Origin of the sequence: Entomospira culicis (genome assembly GCF_028748145.1) — a bacterium.
Taxonomy (GTDB): Bacteria; Spirochaetota; Spirochaetia; order WRBN01; family WRBN01; genus Entomospira; species Entomospira culicis.
Genome location: NZ_CP118181.1, coordinates 1 through 21,151, shown reverse-complemented (window position 1 = coordinate 21,151; position 21,151 = coordinate 1). Strand labels below are relative to the sequence as shown.

The 21,151-nt window shown below is 46.6% G+C and carries 21 protein-coding genes; 6 read left to right on the top strand and 15 right to left on the bottom strand.

From position 1 onward, the window contains the following. Positions 1-54 precede the first annotated feature (54 nt). The 5 genes from PVA46_RS00105 to PVA46_RS00085 form a co-directional block, all read right to left on the bottom strand. Positions 55-1,032: a PilZ domain-containing protein gene (locus PVA46_RS00105; protein ID WP_167694699.1), complete on the bottom strand. Its 978-nt coding sequence runs from the start codon at positions 1,030-1,032 to the stop codon at positions 55-57. A 31-nt stretch (positions 1,033-1,063) separates the two neighbouring features. Further along, positions 1,064-1,999 carry a prolipoprotein diacylglyceryl transferase gene (gene lgt, locus PVA46_RS00100; RefSeq protein ID WP_167694698.1) on the bottom strand — a complete coding sequence of 312 codons (936 nt, stop codon included), beginning with the start codon at positions 1,997-1,999 and terminating at the stop codon, positions 1,064-1,066. 28 nt (positions 2,000-2,027) lie between these two features. Then, on the bottom strand, positions 2,028-3,773 hold the full coding sequence (locus tag PVA46_RS00095) for an outer membrane protein assembly factor BamD (protein WP_167694697.1): 1,746 nt from the start codon (positions 3,771-3,773) through the stop codon (positions 2,028-2,030). 17 nt (positions 3,774-3,790) lie between these two features. Next, positions 3,791-4,204, bottom strand: a complete 414-nt coding sequence (locus tag PVA46_RS00090; RefSeq protein ID WP_167694696.1) for a hypothetical protein — start codon at positions 4,202-4,204, stop codon at positions 3,791-3,793. Positions 4,205-4,286: 82 nt separating this feature from the next. Then, on the bottom strand, positions 4,287-4,898 hold the full coding sequence (locus PVA46_RS00085; protein ID WP_167694695.1) for a DUF3276 family protein: 612 nt from the start codon (positions 4,896-4,898) through the stop codon (positions 4,287-4,289). An 83-nt stretch (positions 4,899-4,981) separates the two neighbouring features. On the opposite strand from PVA46_RS00085, the gene PVA46_RS00080 reads away from it, so the two are divergent. After that, on the top strand, positions 4,982-5,590 hold the full coding sequence (locus PVA46_RS00080) for a hypothetical protein (RefSeq protein ID WP_167694694.1): 609 nt from the start codon (positions 4,982-4,984) through the stop codon (positions 5,588-5,590). A 90-nt stretch (positions 5,591-5,680) separates the two neighbouring features. On the opposite strand, the gene PVA46_RS00075 is transcribed toward PVA46_RS00080, so the two are convergent. The 3 genes from PVA46_RS00075 to PVA46_RS00065 are packed head-to-tail and all read right to left on the bottom strand — an operon-like array spanning position 5,681 to position 9,716. Continuing rightward, complete coding sequence (locus PVA46_RS00075; RefSeq protein ID WP_167694693.1) at positions 5,681-7,765, bottom strand: methyl-accepting chemotaxis protein; 2,085 nt, start codon at positions 7,763-7,765, stop codon at positions 5,681-5,683. Positions 7,766-7,797: 32 nt separating this feature from the next. After that, positions 7,798-8,664: a hypothetical protein gene (locus tag PVA46_RS00070; RefSeq protein ID WP_167694692.1), complete on the bottom strand. Its 867-nt coding sequence runs from the start codon at positions 8,662-8,664 to the stop codon at positions 7,798-7,800. Continuing rightward, on the bottom strand, positions 8,652-9,716 hold the full coding sequence (locus tag PVA46_RS00065) for a hypothetical protein (RefSeq protein ID WP_167694691.1): 1,065 nt from the start codon (positions 9,714-9,716) through the stop codon (positions 8,652-8,654). The genes PVA46_RS00070 and PVA46_RS00065 overlap by 13 nt, the downstream gene beginning before the upstream one ends. A 70-nt stretch (positions 9,717-9,786) precedes the next feature. Here PVA46_RS00065 and PVA46_RS00060 point away from each other — a divergent pair, with 70 nt between their 5' ends. Then, positions 9,787-10,215, top strand: a complete 429-nt coding sequence (locus PVA46_RS00060; RefSeq protein WP_167694690.1) for a cytidine deaminase — start codon at positions 9,787-9,789, stop codon at positions 10,213-10,215. Positions 10,216-10,250: 35 nt separating this feature from the next. Here the strand turns inward: PVA46_RS00060 and PVA46_RS00055 are convergent, their stop codons facing one another. The 7 genes from PVA46_RS00055 to ychF all read right to left on the bottom strand — a co-directional run bounded on the left by PVA46_RS00055 (position 10,251) and on the right by ychF (position 17,820). Then, positions 10,251-11,165, bottom strand: a complete 915-nt coding sequence (locus PVA46_RS00055) for a M28 family peptidase (protein ID WP_167694689.1) — start codon at positions 11,163-11,165, stop codon at positions 10,251-10,253. Between the two features lie 82 nt (positions 11,166-11,247). Then, positions 11,248-11,940: an outer membrane beta-barrel protein gene (locus PVA46_RS00050; RefSeq protein WP_167694688.1), complete on the bottom strand. Its 693-nt coding sequence runs from the start codon at positions 11,938-11,940 to the stop codon at positions 11,248-11,250. A gap of 121 nt (positions 11,941-12,061) precedes the next feature. After that, the gene (locus PVA46_RS00045) at positions 12,062-13,273 is read right to left on the bottom strand and encodes a dicarboxylate/amino acid:cation symporter (RefSeq protein WP_167694687.1); all 1,212 of its coding nucleotides are present in this window, start codon (positions 13,271-13,273) and stop codon (positions 12,062-12,064) included. 182 nt (positions 13,274-13,455) lie between these two features. Further along, positions 13,456-14,259, bottom strand: coding sequence for an ABC transporter permease (locus tag PVA46_RS00040; protein WP_167694686.1), 804 nt, complete (start codon positions 14,257-14,259; stop codon positions 13,456-13,458). After that, positions 14,243-15,202 carry an ABC transporter permease gene (locus PVA46_RS00035; RefSeq protein WP_167694685.1) on the bottom strand — a complete coding sequence of 320 codons (960 nt, stop codon included), beginning with the start codon at positions 15,200-15,202 and terminating at the stop codon, positions 14,243-14,245. Before PVA46_RS00035 ends, PVA46_RS00040 begins: the two co-directional genes overlap by 17 nt. 3 nt (positions 15,203-15,205) lie before the next feature. Then, the gene (locus PVA46_RS00030) at positions 15,206-16,684 is read right to left on the bottom strand and encodes an ABC transporter substrate-binding protein (RefSeq protein ID WP_167694684.1); all 1,479 of its coding nucleotides are present in this window, start codon (positions 16,682-16,684) and stop codon (positions 15,206-15,208) included. 26 nt (positions 16,685-16,710) lie between these two features. Then, complete coding sequence (gene ychF / locus PVA46_RS00025; protein WP_167696218.1) at positions 16,711-17,820, bottom strand: redox-regulated ATPase YchF; 1,110 nt, start codon at positions 17,818-17,820, stop codon at positions 16,711-16,713. 236 nt (positions 17,821-18,056) lie between these two features. Between ychF and PVA46_RS00020 the strand changes: the two genes are divergently transcribed. From PVA46_RS00020 to PVA46_RS00005, 4 genes are all read left to right on the top strand, one after another. Next, positions 18,057-19,001 carry a hypothetical protein gene (locus PVA46_RS00020; protein WP_212603829.1) on the top strand — a complete coding sequence of 315 codons (945 nt, stop codon included), beginning with the start codon at positions 18,057-18,059 and terminating at the stop codon, positions 18,999-19,001. Between the two features lie 117 nt (positions 19,002-19,118). Then, entirely contained in the window at positions 19,119-19,826 is a 708-nt protein-coding gene (locus PVA46_RS00015) for a hypothetical protein (RefSeq protein WP_167694683.1), read from the top strand. A gap of 144 nt (positions 19,827-19,970) precedes the next feature. Next, a complete protein-coding gene (locus PVA46_RS00010) occupies positions 19,971-20,711 on the top strand; it encodes a hypothetical protein (RefSeq protein ID WP_167694682.1) in 741 nt (246 codons plus the stop codon). Between the two features lie 144 nt (positions 20,712-20,855). After that, the gene (locus PVA46_RS00005) at positions 20,856-21,149 is read left to right on the top strand and encodes a hypothetical protein (RefSeq protein ID WP_212603950.1); all 294 of its coding nucleotides are present in this window, start codon (positions 20,856-20,858) and stop codon (positions 21,147-21,149) included. The last annotated feature ends 2 nt before the right edge of the window (positions 21,150-21,151 follow it).

Genomic DNA, 21,151 nt, shown 5'->3' with positions numbered 1-21,151 from the left:
TAGTAAGATAAATCAGAGTCTAGCACAATAAATATGTTAGACTCTGCTATTTACCTAGCAATTACCCAAGGAGTTCATCTCTTCGGCATAGACATAGGCAAGGATGGGTTCTTTCATCGTAAAGGGCATGTTACGATCAGCTTGAATGTGGATGCGCGACTGGTTGTACTCGTGGTCATAGTAGACATCTTTGGTGGTGCCACACATTACCAAGTCGCGGTCGCCTAGCCGAAACTGAAGCTTGATATGAAGCCCCACCTGCCCACGCCCCTCGGCAATAATAGCAGCCCCGCCCTCGGAAATATCACGAATCACACACTCAAAGCCCGCCGCCTGACGCTCAATCTCATAATTGGCTTGCTGATGCGCAGGAATTAAAAAAAATCTTGCAGGCGCGTCCAACTTAATACGTGGATGCGCGCGTCGTACATATTGCTGGATATGTCGCGTATGTTGAAGATCGAGGTACAATCCCTTTTTTCGTAATAATTTACTAGAAAAACGATACCCCGCATCAGAACGCCAAAAGTAGACAATAACCTCATCAGAGATCTCATCCACCTCATCAAGCAAACGTATCTGCAACGCATGATTCTCCTTGCCCATCACTTTGGCATTTTTACGACACCCATTCGTAAATTCCACTGTCAAGATCATGCCCATCTCTAAAGATTCAGTACTACTCTTGCCTGAAGTCTGTTTTTTCGCCAGACTTGCGCTATGAAGTTGATGCTCCAGTTTAGTATATGCACCGTAAAGACGTTCTAACAAGCCACTATGCTCTTGCATCAGTGCCTTTTGTCCAGAAACAACCGCAATCACTTGCAAGAGCGCGGACTTACTACGAAAAAATCCTGAGAGACGCAGACGCTTTTTCATGATATATTTAAGGAGAAGTAAGCGCTCCTTAGGGGAGAAGTAATAGCGTCTAGCCTCAGCACAAAAGATAGCAATGCGTATGATATACCACAATCCTATCGCCAAAGCTAGCCAGCCCACTACACGCAATATCTCTATCCAGTTATAACTCATAGCTTAATAATATCGTTATTTACTTAAATAATCAATCACTTTTCTTTAGAGCACCAAGAATAAAATACAACATCGCGCCCAAAAGAATCATGCTAAAAGACATCAACTGCCCCATGGAGAAATTGAACCAACTAACAAAGACCCCCGGTGTATCCTTACCAGCCCCCAGCGCAATGATGTAACCAAGCTGACTATCAGGTTCGCGTAAATACTCAATAAAAAAGCGCGCAACACCATAGCCCATCAAGTAAAAGGCAAAAACCTGCCCCGGTACACGCACGCGCGGTCGCACGATAAAGACCAAAACTAATCCCAAAATCACGCCCTCAAAGAGCGCCTCGTACAGCTGACTCGGGTGGCGCGGTAGGTTAATATATGCGCCACTAATCTCCATTCCCGCTTGACTTGCAATATCACGCACCCAAGCAAGTCGGGTAGCAAAGGGCGTGGCATCTGGAAAGATCATTCCTAATGGCCCTGCGGTCGCCTTACCATACAACTCGGCATTGGCAAAATTCCCCAAACGTCCAAAGGTGTAGCCAAAAGGAATGACTGCAGAAAAGAGATCGGTTACACGCCAAAAAGAGATGCGATGCTTTCTCACATAAAGCAATACTCCAACAAACGCGCCCACCGCTCCGCCGTGATAGGAAAGTCCAGAGATACCAAATTGTCCATTTTGATAAGGAATAATGATCGTCCAAGGTGCTTGCATATAAGAGGAAAAATCGTAAAAGAGCACGTAAAATGCTCTAGCACCAATAATTAAGCCAAGCATGCCACTAAAAAGAATATCGGCTAACTGCTCTTTTTTGGCTAAAAAGGGCTCTTTCTCATGCAAGCGCTTGGCAAGAATATAGGTAAGCAAAAAGGCAATAATATAGCCCAGCGCGTACCAACGCAACGTAAATGTTCCTATATGAAAATTGGGAAAAATCTCAGGTTTTAACCAACTGGGATAGTGCATATTGATAGTACTCCTTATGGTACAAAAATTATTGAATTTGAAAGAAAAAGCGATCGAGATGATCCATGCGCTCTTTACTTAAACGGCTGTATGGGGTAATGGGATACTCCTCAAAGACACGTCGGTAATAGTTATAAGATCGGCGTAGATCGCGCGCTTGCGTGTGATTTTCAAAGATCTGCGCCAAGCGATAGAGTACCTCCGCACTCACCGGATCGGCTCGAAAACGTGCGACAAAAGTCTCACCCAGTTCGGTTGCTAAAAGGTGATAAATTTGCTCTTGCCATAAGAGGTCGAACGCACGCTTAAGCTCCGCTTGCCCTAATGTGTTTTTTTGCTCTCGCAACGCCTGCGCTTGCGCGGCAATCGCTTGTGCACTTTGCGACTGATAAATAATCTCTTCTAATGTCATCGCTGCTTGTACCTCGGAGCTAGGCGCAGATTGTGGCGCGGGAGATGCGGTAGACGTTCGATACGGATCAATCACCACGGTAACTTCACGCTTTTCATAACCACTGGGCAACTGTCGGCTAAACTCTAGCGTATAGCTCCCCGATTCCATCGCACGCAAGGTATAGCGTGTAGCATTATTCTCTAACATCGTACGCTCTACCACTTGCAATCGCCCGGTAACATTGGTAATCAACACCCAACCGCGTTCGGTAAGATCGATGTTAAAAAAGAGTCCCGTCTGGCTACGCACCAGATGATTCTGCGGAGCTGGGGTTTGCGTGCTCTCCGCTGGTGGTGGGCTAGCGGTGGTAGGAGGCGTAGCGGTGGCAGGCGGAGTAATTACGCGCACCGGAAGCTTGCTGGTTGGGTTACCTGATGCAGAGGATGATGGAGGTGTTCCTTGATTGGTTGAAGGATTACTCGCGCTAGGTGTTGATGCCGTGGATTTAGCAGGGGTGCTTGGCTTAGCGGGCGTACTCGCTTTAGGGGGATTGCCACTTGCCGAGGGCGTGGTTGCCTTAGGCGCTGGGGGCGTAGTCGGTTTCTTCTCGGCAGGAGGTGTCCCTTGATTGCTCGAGGAATTCTGCTTTGATGGTGTCGTCGGGGAAGTATTTGCAGGTGGATTGGGAGTAGTAGGCGTTGATGCCGTGGGTTTAGCAGGGGTGCTTGGCTTAGCGGGCGTATTCGCTTTAGGGGGATTACTGCTTGCCGAGGGCGTGGTTGCCTTAGGCGCTGGGGGCGTAGTCGGTTTCTTCTCGGCAGGAGGTGTCCCTTGATTGGTTGAAGGATTCTGCTTTGGTGGTGTCGTCGGGGAAGTATTTGCAGGTGGATTGGGAGTAGCAGGCGTTGATGCCGCGGGTTTAGCGGGTGTATTCGTTTTAGGGGGATTACTACTTGCCGAAGGCGTGGTTACCTTTGGCGCTGGGGACGTAGTAGGCTTTTTCTCGGCAGGAGGTGTTCCTTGATTGGTTGAAGGTTTACTCGCGCTAGGCGTTGATGTTGTGGGCTTAGCAGGGGTACTCGATGGCAACTCTTTTTTGGGTGTAACCTTTGGTGTTGGTGAGCTATCAGGGGAGGCCGTCTCACCACGCTCGCCTTGTAAACGGTTAATAACCTCTGCTTGCTCAATGGACTGCGTATCTAACATGGCGGGGTTCGCCGAACGCATGCCTCTCGATTCAGTACTCATTAGCGCAACAGGATTTTGCGCAATCATCGGATAATCGTCGATCTTCTGTGGCGCTTGCATCTGGAGACCTAAATGAACACCCCCTAAAAGCAAAACCACTGCACCTAAAAATCCTACTAATTTACGTCGCATCTTCTCTTCCTTGAGCTCTAAAAATTTGGATCTTCGGCACGAACACTCGCAATATAATCGCGTAAATTTTGCCGACTGCGATCAGGGAGTTGCTCAAATGCCAGCGCTTGTGGATCAATCCAGAGCTCACCAAGCAGCGCCATGCGCTCTTCCAATGAGACCGAGCTACGCCATGGTTGATAACGTGCGGTGAAGTCCAGAGGCTCTTCGGGAAAGATATAATCTTGAATGGTGGGCAGGCGTAACAATGCTTGATACTCCGAAGGCGAGAAGAGTCGTTGCTGACTCTCAAGCTGTTTGAGTAATTTCTTATTACGGTAGCTATCCACAATTTGAATACCGTTAATCACTAATGTAATGAATAAGACCGACCCAATAAAGATCCAAACGTTGCGCTTGCCAAAGAGGCGAAAAGGACTTATCTTTTTCATGAAAGATTTTTTGCGTTTTTTTGGGGCTTTTTCTTTAGCCATATCGTCTTACCTCGTACCTAGGAGTTTTCTTTCTTCTCATTTATCCTTGATTATCGGCAGATTGACGACGTTTAACAACCACTTTTCGCACAACTTTTGGAGCGTCCTCACTCTTTTTACGATATTTTTCGATGAGTTTGGGATCGCGCAAGGGCTCATTGTCGCGGATCTCTTTGCGTTCAAAGAGGCGTTTTTTCATGCGTTGGTACTGACGAATGAACATGGCTAGGCTCTCAGCGTCGATGCGTACCGTGCGGGCAAAGGCTTCGCTGGTTTGCTTGAATTTACGCTCGGCGATGACCACCTGTAACATACGCGCGCGTCGATGCAAGGAGAATTTAAAGTAGCGCTCACCAGAACCACTGCTACTCTTGATTGCCCAACTATCGGGAAGCTCTTTACTGGCAAAGCTCTGCTTCTCAAGTTGCTCTAAGAGCGTCTGCGCTTTGAGCAAGTGTGTCTCGAAAAAGTTGAGATCTTCTTCAAAAACATTCAGTGCAAAGCGATCAAAACCCTCACTCTCATTCTTCACACTCTCGGCGATCACCAAAAATAGATCGCGAAAGCGGTTCTCTTTGACATTGATAAAGTATGTCTTCTGCCCATGTTGTGTGTAAATCACACTCGAATCAATCTCACCTCGTTCACCCATGCTCTCTATTATGCTCTAAAATGGCATCTTATTCAAGTCTTACCTTTAAAATCTTGCAATTTTGGCCGATATTATAGAGTAAGATGAGAGACTACAGAGCTATTATTGTCCTTTTTTGGGGACTTTTCACCCTAACGCCCTCGGTTAATGCGACTATTAACACGCGGATTGTCTATACTGAACAGTGGTATCGCCTCTACCATCAGCATCTTTTGCGCTCTCCTAGTGACGAATTTGAAAACCTCGTCTACCTAGAGCACGCCTTAAATGCCGAATTTAGCCACCCGCTCTACGCCCTTGCCAAGATAGAGAGCGCCGATCAGTGGCAACTTTATCGCTATCTCTTTAAGATGCACCTCAACTTACAGATGGTACGTACCTACATGGCGCTTGCCGATAAGTACGATCGAAGAAACGTGCCCTTTTATAGCGCCCCCTGGAAAGAGCAGAGCCTCAAAAATCTCGATATCGCCGAGAACTACTACCAACGCGCGCGCTACTTTTGGGACGAAGCCCTTATTTGGATCGAGCAGATGGATAATCCCGACTTTCGCTGGATTTATATCCCCGAAATAAGCAACTGGCACAACGAGCGTACCTTAATTCGGGAAAACAAATTAGACTTTGCCAAAATCCTCGATCGCCACTTAGCCAAACTTCAAGAGAATCGCGAAAAATTACACGCTTTGTAAAAGATAAAATATCCCCTCTCCAAAAAAGAAGAAGAGCATGTTACCATGCTCTTCCCTTATATCTTATTATCTTAACTTCACACTAGAGCCCTAGCTAATGTTGAATTTTAAGACCATCTCTTTAAGCTTCTCTACCAAAAGGAGCGTCTCCTCGGCAACCGCATTGATGTGCTTGGTGTCGACATCCGCCTCGGTAACGCCCTTAAGCTGAACATCTACATAACCACTAATCTGGTTAGAGAGCTGGCTCAAGACGCGCACGGAATTACGCAACGTGAGGTCGGCCTCTTGTTGCTGACGTGTTTGAGACTTAATCGATTCAGAAGTTTCGCTCAAAGAAGAGAGCGCACCAACAATATTGGAAGAGTCTTGCGCCTGATTAATCATCGCCTGCGCAATATCAAGGGTGATACTATTAGACTTCTCAATACCCTTAGAAATAACCTCCAAAGAGTCTTGAACGTGCACCGCCGTCTCTAATCCGTTGCTAACCGTCTCACTCATACTCTGAACATAACCACGGATAACCTTAGATTGAACCGTAGCATTCTCCGAAAGGCTACGCACCTCATTAGCAACCACGGCAAATCCACGGCCATACTCACCAGCATGGGCTGCCTCAATCGAAGCATTCATCGCAAGAAGATTCGTCTGGCTAGCCACACGAGAGATCAAACTCACACCCTCGATAACCTTATCATTTGCCTCTTCAATTGCTTGCATTGCGCGCATCGCAGCCTGCATCGCCTCGGTACCCTGATTGGTAACACTAACCAAATCTTGCGCGACCTTCTTGGCCTCTTCGGTCATGTTACGTACCTCGTTTACACTCTGTGCAAACTTCTCCACCGAAGTGGTCGTCTCCGCGATAAAGGCATTCTGCCCATCTACCCCGTCAATAATCGCAGCAATCGAGTTCGTAAGTGTTTGAAGCTGATAATTAACCGTCTCCATGGAACTATTTTGCTCCGAAATACTCGTATTCACCAGATCACTTTGCTTACGTAAGTCAAGCATCGTGGTCGCCGAGGTCTTACCTGCGGTAGTAATCTCATTAGAAGCCAGCAAGACCTTCTCTGCAGTATCTTTAAGCCCAAGTGCCAACTCCTCTACATAACCAATAAGCAAGTTGACATAACCAGTCATGTAGCCTACGTCGTTAAATTCGGCAATATAAATACGAGAACGCAAAGAAGACTCACCACGGATAATCGAACGCACCGTGTAAGAGAGGTTATCAATCTGACGCTTAATGCTTCCCATAATCGTATCGAAAATAAAGCCCGCCATAATCGTCAAAAAGCCAATTAACGTAATAAAAAGTGTCAACTCTTTAAGGAGCATATCCTCAAAACTCTGCGTGCCCAAGTAGTGCACATTACCCAAGGTAACGTTTACACGATACTTATTACGATCTGCCAAATCTTGTAAGTATTTCAAGTAGCCACTATCTACCAGATGGCTTCCATCCTCATTAAAAACAATAGACCCGTCATTAACATCAGCTGCACGACTAAAAATCTCCGCCGATTTCGCCTGAATCATCGTCGGCATCGTCTTAACAAAATTCGCAGAGAGCATCAAGTTCACCACAATCACAATGGCATAACCAAGCGTCTTTTTACGAATACTCTGTGGTTGATGATCGCCCATCGTGGATTGCTCAAGCGCAAGATAGACCGGCACAAAAAAGCGATCGGTTAAGGCACTGACCGAGACCGTAATCATCAATACCGCAGAAACTGCCCACAATGCATTGCCCCAAATCTCTACCAAGCTAGAACCAAATGCCTTAAGAACAAAGTCGTGCACCGCAATCACCGCACCAACAACCACAAACCAACGAAAAATACCTATGTTTCTTCTAATCAAGCTCTTCTGTCTGGCGATAGAGCGTATATCTTCTTCGGTATCCTGTGGCATACTCTCTAGAAGCTCCCACTCCTTCACCACACGGATGCGTAAATACAGATACAAAACAAACATACCACCTACCATCGCCAAGCCAAAACGAAGCAACCCTTCCGTCAATAAGTAGTTCAACCAAGTATCCGCACTCAAATTAGCACCATAAAAAGAAAAACTTAATAAGCGCAAAATTCGAATGATAAAGTTGTAAAACCCAGCGAAGGCTGCGCTCAATATCGCAACCCTAAATGCGATTCGATTATTCATCAACCACTCTCCTCTCTCTCTCTTTTCTCATTTTAATTTACCACACGAATACGCATAGTATTTTCTTGTACCTGTCCATCCACAGTTGTTACTCTCAGTACCATGTTTAACTGTCCCTCCAATAATTGCGTACTAGCCACATTCAATAATCCCTCTTCATTATATAATTTCTTAATCATTACCGGCTTTCCTTCGGACAAATACGCCAAGCCTCCCTCCTCTCGCATACTGCTAAAATCAAGAGTACCCACGCTATTACCCAGCACCTGTAGCGAGACTTCGCGCACTGCCAGCCGACTACCCACGTCATTAAGCGTGTAGATAGATGCGTATAATGTGCCCTCCATGCTAGGCAAAACCGCCCCATTATATACGGGATAGCGCTCTCCAAGAGCATTCACCATCACCAGCTGATCCACTATCACACGACCACTCATACGACCAAGCGACAAAAACAATCCAGGGTTTACATAGCGACGCACCCGACTATCGAAGAGATACAGTTCATAAACATTTGTCGACAACGCCAACACATCTTCCCCAAAAAGACGCATCACCTGCGCACTCTTGATGCTAGCAGGCAGACTCTGCGTGTAATCAATGGAGGTATACACCGAGTAGAGCTCTTCCTCATGGGCAACAAGCACCGTGCCACTGCTGCGCGAAGGAATCAGGCTCTGCGCATCTTGACTAAACAAGATCTCCCCCGTCTCAATAGGTTGTAGCATATCTTCTTGCGTACGTAAACGTAATCCACGCGCAACCATGCTCCCAGAAGCGACTCTCTGCCCAAAATTTTCCAACACTTGCGCATCCTCGGTAGGCCAAGTGTATGCAAAGAGCGAAGGTATACTCGCGATAACTAGCAGTAAAATTAAAAGACTTCTCATTTTTGCCACGTCACTTCCATCATCACTCCATCAATACCCATGAAAAATTTATCGCCTTGCGCAAGCAAAACTGTCCGATCTTCACTCTCAAAAGGGATATCCGCAAAGAGATACTCGCCATCTGCGGAGTAGAGCTGTAGTCGCTTCTCTTGCCCCACCATACTCACCACACCAAACATATTCGCCACAATATCAGGAACAAAGAGCTCTAAACTTCCGGCTAAAACAAATTCTTTTAATTGCTCTACTCTTTTACTATCGGATATTTGAAAGATAAAAAGTTTATTTTCTCCTTCATAATAGACAAATTTTTCTGCTTTATCGAAAAAAAGTGGCACACCGCGCCGTATTTCGTCGGTGGGGCGGTGCACAATACGCGTATAGCCATTGATTCCTTTGCGAAAGAGGATGAAGCGTTGCTGGTTAATTCCGGCAATCGTCGCAATATATTGCCCGCTAGGACTAATTTTTACACCATAGATGCCTAAATACTCGCTACCCACAATCTGATGTTGATCGATACGTTGGCCATCTCTATCCAAAAGCGTGATATTCCCGACAATATCACCAATGGCAATTAGATTCTCATTGGCATCAAAGGAGCTAATAAACGCGCCCACTTCATAATGCCACAGAAGCGCACCATGAGCATCATAGCGCGAAACTTCGCCGGTAATGTTATTAACAAAATAGAGATCCTCGCCAAAAAAGAGCGGGACGCCTGCCTGTGCAATCGAAGCAATAAGCGTGCCGTCGGGGCGGTAATAGCGATTATCCGTATTCGATTGGGAGTAGAGAACGTAACCGTCTGCACTGTGTGCAAGCCGATCTTCGACTAAAAATTTCGATCGCAAAGCAAATTCACTATCTATATAGCCTAAATAACCCGATAATGCAAAGGAGGAGAGTCTCTCCTCATCAAAGGTATCACTTACCTGCGCGCTAGGCAGGGCGATTGCTTGCACGGCAACAAAGTATCGCTCTTTACCTAGGCGAATAGGCAGAAAGAGGAAATGTATAACAAAGAGCAATAATATGAGTCCGTCTATGGTTCGTTTCATCGTTTCTTGATATCCTTAATCTATCATAACCTTAATTCAAGCTTTAAGTCAATCTATTTAGGAGCAAAAATTGTTAAATCTAAAAACTAAAGAAGAACTTATTCACCATGCCGTCCAGGCAAGCGATAAATCGTATAGTCCCTACTCGCACTTTGCGGTGGGCGCTGCCCTGCTTACCAACGACGAAACGATCATTACAGGGGCAAATATCGAGAATATCTCGTTTGGATTGAGTAACTGCGCCGAACGTTCGGCGATCTTTAGCGCCCTTAGTCAAGGCATTACCGAATTTAAGGCGATTGCGATCTTCTCGCCTCAAGCAAAAACGCCTTTGCAACCCTGTGGCGCTTGTCGACAGGTGCTTGCCGAATTTGTCCCCGAAAGCTTCCCCATCCTGCTCATCAGCCAGAACAAAGAGGTTACCGAAACTACCCTCGGTGCGCTCTTCCCCATGAGCTTTCAATCCCTAGGCGATGCCAAATCTCACACCAGTAAATAGGATAAAAAATAAAGGAATTTCTCTTGCCCCTCACCTCACACCAACGAGTACGTCAAAAAGTGTAGAAATTCCTCCATCACCAAAAACGCCCGTCGCTCCAAGGCCTCTACGCTATCCTCCGGCGTATGCCATGTGCGCCAACTAGCCGGGAGAAGTGGATAGATCAACTTACGAAACTCCTCACTTAGATAACCCTTCTCCAGTGCCTGCATGGCACGCTCATTTTTGACCACCTCATGCCAATTGCTATGCGCTAAGGCTGCCTCACAGGCGGGCAAAACCGAAAAATAGACCGCTGGGTAGCCATTGAGCAAAAAACCCAAATCATCCGAAAAGAGCGCATAAATCCAATCGGCAGGTCGCCCTTGAAACGCCCGTAAAATGCTCGCGCCATTGTTTATCGCCTGATACGCTTCATCGTAAAAATCCTTACCAATCAGCCGTTGCTTCAAACTCTGATCCAACAACAGCGACCCCGCCCCCCCAATAGCAATCGTATCCCCAATCCCACACATATCAAAGACATAGAACTGCGTATGCTCCAGCCCACGACTCTTAAAAAAGCGCGCCAGCTGAAACGCTCCTTGCGAACTAATCGGACCATTAAGAATCTCCTCCCCATCGGTAAAGAGGATCTGCACCTGCCCATGATCACGCTCGTGCGCTAGCCTACCAGCATGCGCTAATAGTTGAAAAACCGCCGCCCCATTATCGTTTCCCCCCGGACTATGCGGAACTTTGTCGTAGTGCGCCACAAAAATCTTCGTAACCCGACGTGGATCATACGCCCCCTCAAAGCGCACCAAGAGATGACGCCTACCCAAGAGCTCAATCTTCTTGCCTCGGATACCACAGCGCATCAGCCAACGACGCAGATACTCAAATCGATCTTCGCTCTGGCTAAATTCGCGCATATCCTTCATCAACTCTGCAGGTAGATCACTCTTCATGAATACGTTTGCCCTACTCTCTCCACGACCTACTGGGTATCGTTGCTAGGGCGTATGGATTTTCTTTAAATTCTCTAATAGATTAACCAAAAATCGACAAACGTGGCTGTGCCCAACGGTATCCGTAAAAGAGCATAATACCAATAGGCGTATGCACCGACCCCTTAGGGCGCTCCGTATCTACATAATTAAGCGGTTTATAGTGCGGATTGAGCTTCCAATCCATGCGCAAACTTGTACCCACATAGCCGGCATTTTTAGGCAGATTATACTCCACACCCAGCTCTACGACAACCCCCATGCCCACCGCATTCAAAAAATAATCGGCAAAATTGACCTTCTGGGTCTCCCCGCTGATCGTCTCGGTGAGAGGTCCTACGCCCGTGCTTAATGCCAGACCAACCCCCGCCGTAAAGATAACGTAAGAACCCACAGGCAAGCGCCCCTTAATAAGGATATCAAAATCCATTGTTGTCCAACTTAACTGGTAGTTCTCTCGACGAAATCCATGCCGCAAGCCAATCATAAAGTCGCTCTGAATTGCCAGATACTTCATAAAAGCATACTCAGCAAATACGCCCGCATGACCCTTCATCAATAGACCATTGGAAGGTTGCCCCAATGGCCCAGACGCCCAATTAAATCCCACGCCTCCCTTAATACCCAACGCCCAGTGCGCATCATCATTTGAGGAAAACGCACTTGTTCCACTCTGAGCAAAGCTTCCAGCTCCGCCCAGCACTATCAGCATTAAGATTGTCGCTATCTTCTTCATACATTATCCTTCTTTCCTTGCCTTACGTTCATCCAAGCCCCAACGTGCCTGCTATCAGGATAAAACATATTAAAATACTCTGTCAAGACGATAGCTAGGGGATTTTACTAAAATTCACGATTTATTGCCCTGTTATGCCCTCTTTCTTAGCAAATTTCTCCACAAAAAAGGTCAGCGCACCATCACCCGTAACATTGGCAGCCGTACCAAAGGAGTCCTGCGCCAGATAGATAGCAATCATCAGGCTTAAAAGCGTGGCATCAAAACCTAAAATACTCTGCAATACTCCAGAAGCGGCCATAATCGATCCCCCAGGAACACCGGGTGCTGCTACCATCATGATGGAGGCGCTAAAGATAAACGAGATCATTGTCGCAGTCTCGATAGAATGCCCCATCAACAACGAGACCGCCAAGGCACTGGTGGTAATCGTAATGATGCTACCAGGCATATGAATCGTCGTAAAGAGCGGAACCGTAAAGTTGACAATATTCTCATCTGCGCCGTTCTTAATCGTGCACTGGCGCGTTACTGGCATCGTTGCCACGCTAGATTGCGTACCAATTGCCGCAAAGTAAGCAGGAAGCATCGTTTTTAGCATGACAAAGGGATTCTTCCCACGCATCGTACCAGCCAGCGTATAATGAACAATCAACATAATCCAGTGCATCGCAATAATAAGCACGAAAATAAGCGCCATCACCCCCAACACTTGCAACGCCTCGCCGTCAAACGCCATGCTCATAAAGATACCCGCAATATGGAAAGGTAAGAGCGGAATAATGATACTGCCAATAATCTTCTCGACAATCTTTTGAAAGGAGTTAAGCACCTCGTACAACGCACCACGCTCGCCCAGTGTAGAGACCCCAATCCCCAAAATAAACGCAGCAATCAACGCGCTGGTAATGGGGAAGAGTGCTGGCATATCGATGCTAAAGAGCCTCTCCAGTGCCAAACCGCCCTCTTGCCTAGTAATCTCTAAAGACATAAAGCCATTGTCCAAAAGCCTTGGAATCACCGTACTGCCCACACCATAAGCAAAGAGACCAGCAAGTACCGTACTCGTATATGCAAGCAGTACGGCAAAGCCAAGCATCTTACCAGCACCACGCCCCAGTTCGGCAATCCCCACCGAGACAAACGCCACAATCAACAACGGCACCACGAACCCTAAGAAATTACCAAAAATGCCATTAAATGTTACCAAAATGCGCCCTGGAATCATTGCCCACAGCATCCCCTGATCGGCCATCTGCCGAATGGCGATACCCAAGAAAAATCCCAGTGCAATCGCAATGAGTAACTTTACAATCAACGGTACTCTTTTCATCCTCTACCCCACTTATCTGATATTTTAAACGTAGCTAAACCACGCTTATCTTCATCGTCCCAACCCAAGACCATCAACCCTTAAATGCTATGGATACCCACGCAAACGCGCGTTACAACCTATACATATTTTATATCGTATCATGCGAAAAGGCTTATGTCAACTATTTTGTGTCGATAGCCCTACCCTTGTTCTTGGCTAAACGCGTATCCCAATAAATTCAAAGACAAAATCGCTGTCATCATAAAGAGAAGCGGAGCATAGGCAAGGTGAGGATAACTAAAAAAATATTGCTTTGCCTCGCTTAAGGCGTAGCCCCAGCTTGGATTTGGCGGCATAACCCCCAACCCTAAAAAGCTCAAGCTCGCCTCGCTCAAAATAACCATGGCTAATGCCGTAACCACCGTGTGGATCATCGGTTGCCAGAGCGCCGGTAGATAGTGATAGACCAGCAAATGCCATCCCCGCTTCCCTAGCGACTGCGCAACAGCGAGATACTCCAAGCCCTGTTGCTCATGGATAGTAGCAATCATCACCTTGAGAAAACGCGGACTCATCGCAATACCCAACAACAAGATCATCGCGCCCAAACCATTCCCCCAAATCACAATCATCACTAACGCAAAGAGAATTGTAGGAAAGATCAAGATAAAATCCATCACAACTCGCGCGAAAAAGCCCAACCACCGCGCCCATACCACGCTCATCACCACCAGCAAGAAGCCTATTCCAAAGGCCAAACTCACCGCACCAAAAGCAATCACCAGCGCCGTACGACCGGCCACCATCATCCTGCTCAAAAGATCGCGTCCTAAGAGATCTGTTCCCAATAAGTGTTCCACACGAGGCGTAAGCAAACGCTTATCCTCCTGTATCATCATCGCATCATAAGGCGTCCACCACCACGAGAGCAACGCAGGCACCACCACCCATAAGAGCCCCAGCAACCCCAGCCAAAAAGAAATTCGCCTATACAGTTGCACCATCACCCACCGCCTGTTGTGCTCGAGGATTAAGCTTATACAAGATCACCTCCAGCACCATGTTACTGATCGAAACCATCAAGACAAAATAGAGCGTAATGCCCTGCACCAAAGGCAAGTCGCGCGCACTAACCGCGTTAATCAAGAGTTGCCCTAGCCCCGGTAACATAAAGAGCATTTCGATGATAATACTTCCACTTAAGAGATCAATCCAAATCAAACCTAACATCATCACCGTAGACGTTAAACTCCCGCGTAGCGCATGCCCAAAACGCAATCGCCTCTCCGAGAGTCCACGCGCCAACCCGCTCACCACGTAGCGCTGACGAATTTCTCGTTGCCAGCTAGAGATAAGATAACGTGCCAGATACGCACTCTGGACAAATGCCAAAACCAGCGCAGGGGCAAAATAATCACGCCAATCAAGCTCCAGATAAAAGAGCGAAAACCATCCCAACTTAATACTAAAGATCTGAATCACCATCATGCCCAGCCAAAACTGCGGAATCGCCAAGAAAATCTGACTCAACCAGATGACCCACGTAATCACAGTACGTCGGCGCAATATCATCACAAAAGAGGCAATAATAAACGAAAACCCAATCGTTAAGCTCATTGAGACAAGCGTAAGCCTTAGCGTAACCCCCGCGTGTCGAGCAATAAGATCGACCACAGGCTCTTTATAGCGCGTGGAAATACCCAAATCGCCCTGCATCGCGCGCGCCAGCCAGTCGACAAAGCGTATCCAAAGCGATCGATCTAAACCCATCTCGGTGCGAAGCGTTGCCAATAACAGCTCATCTGCCTCTACCCCAACACTCAACAAAGCCGCATCCCCCGGAATCACACTAAAGACAACAAAAAGACTCACCACCGCCAAAAGCGCCAAAAAACACGTATAACAGAGTCGCCTTGTCAAAAAAAGCCATCGATTCGCGTGTTTCATACCCTATGCCAAAGAATATTCTCGTACCCGAAAGGTGCGAAGTGGATACATCTGCCAACCCCGTAAATCCTTACGCATCACGGCAGCCAACCATGGATCAAAAAGAAAGAGCGCCACCGCCTCTTGCGCTAAAATCGCCTGCGCCTCATGGTAGGCGACAACTTCTTCCTCAAACGAGGTACTCCTTAATGCGCGATGCAAACTCTCCTCAAATCCCTGATGTGTAAAACCAGTAAACGCCGTCTGCGATTGCTGACTATATCGCACCAATTGCTGATAAGCACTCAACTTACCTGTCAAGCCCACAATCGTCGCTTGATACTTGCCACCTTGATACACCTCGCTCAACCAACTCGCCCATTCAATCGCCTCAATCTCCATAACCACGCCCACCGCCGATAATTGCGTGGCTAAAATTTCGGCATTACGTAAGTGTATCGCATAGTTGCTAGGCACATGTACGCGAAAACGCAAAGGATTTTGCTCATGATAACCAGCCGCTTGGAGAAGCTCTTGCGCTTTTTCTGGATTATAAGGATAAAAGTTCGCCAAGCCATGGTGATAAAATGCGCCCAACACTGGCGACATGCCCGTATCCAAGCGCTCTGCCTCGCCGTTAAATAAGAGATTAATCAACCGCTCTTTATCGATTGCATGATTAAGCGCCTGACGCACGCGCTTATCGTTAAATGGTGCCACGCGATGATTCATCGCCAGTAAGACCGTCAAATTTTGCGGCGTAAGAATCACCTGTAGAGCATCTACCATCTGGTTATCCAACGAGGTAGGATCAATCTGTACGGCTAAATCAATTGCCCCACTGCGCAAGCCGAGAAGGATGCCGGCACTCTCCTTAATAATGATAAAATCGACGGCTTCAAAATAAGAGAGCCCCGCCTCATGTAAAAATGAATCATCAAAGCGCTCCAGACGCACCACTCGCCCCGCATCATAACGGACAAAACGATACGCGCCCGTCCCGCTATGTGGATTTTCCCCCTCCGAGGCACTAAAGATCCACGTTGTCGCCACTAAATTGAGAAAGTCGGCACTGGACTCGCGCAAACGAATCTCTACGATATGCGTATCAAGTGCTTCCACGCTCTCTACCAACGCAAAACGACTGCTATACTGCGCATAAGTTTGATAGGTATGTACCACATCCTTGGCAGTAAGCAGTTCACCATGATGAAAGATCACATCATCGCGCAAATGAAAGAGAAATCGCTGATTCTCCTCAAACGCTTGCCACTCCTTGGCTAAATGCGGATGCACACGACCAGCTACATCATAACGAAGCAGTGCGTCAAAGACATTGTCAAAGAGCGCAATGACATCCGCAGAGGTCATCTGCAGAGGATTCGTCGTCTCAGGCTCGATGGTAATGGCAACACGTAATAGCCGATCGCTTGCCCGCTCTTGTCCACCACGACAACTGACCACCATCAACAATCCCCATAACAGCACACGAAATCGACGCATCGATTGCCTCCTTGTTGTGCAATTTTTTATAAATTAAATTTAAAAAAGATTACATCACCATCTTGCACCACATACTCCTTGCCCTCTTGACGCAACTTACCCTTGCTCTTAATCGCCGATTCACTGCCTAATGCAAAGAGATCCTCGCAGTGATAAACCTCGGCCTTGATAAATCCCTTCTCAAAGTCGGTGTGGATAACCGCTGCTGCCCGTGGGGCTTTGTCCCCTTCATGAAACGTCCAAGCGCGATTCTCTTTTTGTCCCACTGTAAAAAAGGTGCGTAAGTTAAGCATGTGATAAGCCTTTTGGCTCAACTGTTGAAGTCCCGTTATGGTAATGCCCGCCTCGGCCAAAAAGAGCGCACGCTCATCAGCATCTTCAAGCTCACTAATCTCCGCCTCAAGCTTACCGCAGAGGGTAATTACCTCGCGATTGGTAGCTTTGGCAAGCTCGCGCACCGCCTGTACATACTGATTCTCTTGATTAATCGAGGCCTCATCGACATTGCAGACTAAAAGTTCTGACTTCGCGGTGATCAAAAAAAGTTCTTGCATGATAAGCGCCTCATCATCCGAGATCTCTAAGGCGCGAGCGGGAAGATCTTCTTCGAGATGTGCCGATAAACGCTGAAGAAATGCCTCCTCGGCGATGGCTTTACCGCTGACTTTCTTATCAGGATTCTTCTTGAGGCGTTGGTTCTTCTCAAGGCGATTGAGCACCGTCTCGAGATCGGCAAGGATAAGCTCGGTATCAATAATGCCAATATCACGTACCGGATCGATGCTCCCCATCACGTGGATCATATCAGGATCGTCGAAACAGCGCACCACGTGGGCAATCATACCCGTTTGGCGAATATTGGCAAGAAATTTATTGCCTAAGCCCTCGCCCTTGCTGGCACCTGCTACCAATCCGGCGATATCGACAAATTCCATCGTCGCAAAGAGAACCTTCTCAGCAGGGTTGATCGTATTAATCCGATCTAAACGCGCATCGGGCACATTAACAATGCTCTTATTGGGCTCAATTGTGCAAAAGGCATAGTTGGCAACTTCGGCTTTGGTTGCACTCAATCCACTAAAGATGGTCGATTTTCCCACGTTGGGCAGACCTACAATTCCACAATTGACACTCATATATAGCGATTCCTCTTCCTTTGCGCCCATCAGATAAGGGCTTCTTGCTATTGAGTATAACGTATCGGCTTGAAGTATGTCAATAAAAGAGAAAAATTTTACACGAAAAAACGATTTTTTCTTATAGGCAAACGATTGACCTACCCAACAAGGAGAATAAGATAACCAGCCTTCGTTGACAGCGCTCTCAAAAAGAATTACGCTAAGCCTACACCTCGAACAAGGAGAGTATTGCTATGTTTAACCCTAAAAGGGCGACGCTTTTGTTACTTTTATCTATGAGTGCAATAGTTGCTTGTAAGCCATCAGCATCTAAGTCGAATACGAACAACAACAATCAAATAATAGACAAACCCGCACCAGATCCAGATCCGGAACCCAATCCAGTTCCTAAACCTGAACCAGAGCCTAACCCAGATCCTAACCCAGATCCTAAACCTGAACCAGAGCCTGAACCAGAGCCCGAGCCTGAACCAGAACCAGAGCCAGATCCTAAACCAGAGCCAGAGCCAGAACCAGATCCTAAACCAGAGCCAGAGCCAGAACCAGAGCCCGAGCCTGAGCCTGAACCAGATCCCGAACCAAAACGCACACCAGCCCCCACCCCAGTCTCTTCCAGAGATATCATCACCAACGATTGGGATATTCCCCAAGAAGTGCGCGATGCTCTCGCCCCAAATAGTATACTGAACATCGGGTACTATATCATTCCAGAGGCCAAACTTAGCGCATTCCGCGACGACCCTCAAGCCTTTATGCCCAAGCTAAACACCTGGAGTGACGGCACTACAATGATTGATATCTATGGCCTAAGCCATAGAGAGAATCAAGATGTATTCATGCTCACAGCTTCCCCACACTGGTTGCGTCTTAACTTTACCAACACTAAGGCACCCACCGTCTCTTATACCAATAGTAATGATATTAATGTTGTTGACGAGCAATTATGGAGAAACTACAACCCCCAAATATTCTTCTCTGAACCTTGGTCAATGCAAAATAGGGACGTTAGGCTCTTAAACACTCTCTTACCCAAGTTGGAAGTAAAAGCAGGCGAAAAATTTTACCTCCTCTTCGTCTTTAATTTTTTCAATAGAGACAGGAGTAACCCCTTAAACGTCTACTCTCACCCCATCAACATCGACAATCTAGAAGCAATCTCTTATGTGATGGGAGATTAACCATTCTATATAATGGAATCTCTTGCCTCTTTTCTCTTTTCAAGCACCCTTTATCTACCAATAGTTTCAGAAAAAATTAGGGTAATGCCTAATAAAAAAATAAAGGAGCGTACTGCTATGTTTAACAAAAAAAGAATCACTCTATCATTACTTTTTTGTCTAAGTGCCATGGTGAGCTGTAAGCCATCAACATCAAAGTCTACCCCACCATCTCCTCCCAAGCCAAACCCTATACCAAATTTCACTCAACCACCAGCACCGCTCTCCTCGCGTGATATTGTTGCCAGCTATCCCTTTCTTCCCAAAGAGGTGATAGATACCGTCAGTAAGGAGGCGAGCATCTCTCTGCGTTATCTCTTGATTCCAGAAGCGAAATTACAAGCATTCCGAGAAGACCCCAATAAATTTGTCCCGATGCTCAATCAATGGAGCAGTAAAAATGCGCTAAGTCGCTATAACTATTTGATGCACTATCTTGAGCAACCCGCCTTCTTTTTGCGCCCACATCTACATTGGATACAACTCAATTTTACCGATCCCCAAGCACCCACCATCTCTTACGTTGGCGAGGACATAGATGACGTCATTAATGCTCCGCTTCAAAAAATCGGCTTTCACAAACCTTTTAATGAACCTTGGGATATAGAAGATCTTGATATCGATGATTTAAACCTAACCTTCCCAGAATTAAGCGTTAAAGCAGGGGATAAATTCTACTTCCTCATTCTTTTACGCGTACAAGAAGTTAGCCATAAACCAACGCCATACTACACCTACACCATTAATCTTGACAATTTAGAAGAATTTCTCTACACGATGGCATAACCATCAGCCAAAACTTCTCACGCCATATCTCTAAACCTAGCAACCATCAACCTAGTAGTACCTATTTCATATCGATATTGGGTTGATCTTATTTTTGCAAGTATTGGGGCGTTGCCCTATAACAAAATAAAGGAGCGTAAATGTATGTTTAACAAAAAGAGAGTAACCTTGCTGTTGCTTTTATGTGTGGCTACCATAGTAAGCTGTAAGCCCTCAGCATCTAAATCTAACCCAAGTGGGAACAATCAAACCATAGACAAACCCGCACCAGATCCAGATCCTACCCCAGACCCAGATCCTCTACCACCGCCACCAGTCTCTGATATTGATGTTGTTGTTACCTATCCATTTCTCCCTAAAGATGCAATGGACTCCGTTACAGAGGAGACGAAAATCTCCCTACGTTACGTTCTAGTTCCTGAAGCAAAGTTAGACGCCTTCCGCGCCAACCCAAACCAATTCGTCTCTATTCTCAACAAATGGGTTGGAGAAAAGAGGTTAGGAAGCTATAATTATCTAAAACATAATGAAGTACAAGAGTTCTTCTTTTTAAATCCTCACTTGCACGACTTCCGCCTCAACTTTACTGACCGTAATGCCCCTACCATGTCTTATAGTGAAGAGGGTATCCCAACCGTTACCAACGAGCTAATAAAGAGAATTGGATATACAAAGTCGTTCTCTGAAGCTTGGTCTTTACAAGACGATGATGTTAGCTCCTTAAACGAAACCTTCCCCGATTTAGCCGTAAAAGCTGGAGAAAAATTCTATCTCCTGCTCGCAATCGCTATATCTAGAATAAGTCCGCAAAGTACTTTTTTATCCTACTATATGCACCCCATCAATCTTGACAATTTAGAGAAGTTTGTCTACACGATGGCATAACCATCAGCCAAAACTTCTCGCGCAATAGCTCTAAACCTAGTAACCATCAACCTAATAGTGACTATTCCCATCTCGCTATTGGGTTGATCTTATTTTCGCAAGTATTGGGGCGTTGCCCTATAAAAAATAAAGGAGCGTAAATGTATGTTTAGCAAAAAGAGAGTAACCTTGCTGTTGCTTTTATGTGTGGCTACCATAGTAAGTTGTAAGCCAACAGCGTCTAAGTCTCAGCCAAGTGGGAACAATCAAACCATAGACAAACCCGCACCAGATCCAGATCCAGATCCAGAGCCAGATCCCAATCCAGACCCAGATCCCAATCCAGACCCAGATCCTACCCCAGACCCAGATCCTACCCCAGACCCAGATCCTACCCCAGACCCAGATCCTACCCCAGACCCAGATCCTACCCCAGACCCAGATCCCTGTCACCGTTAACA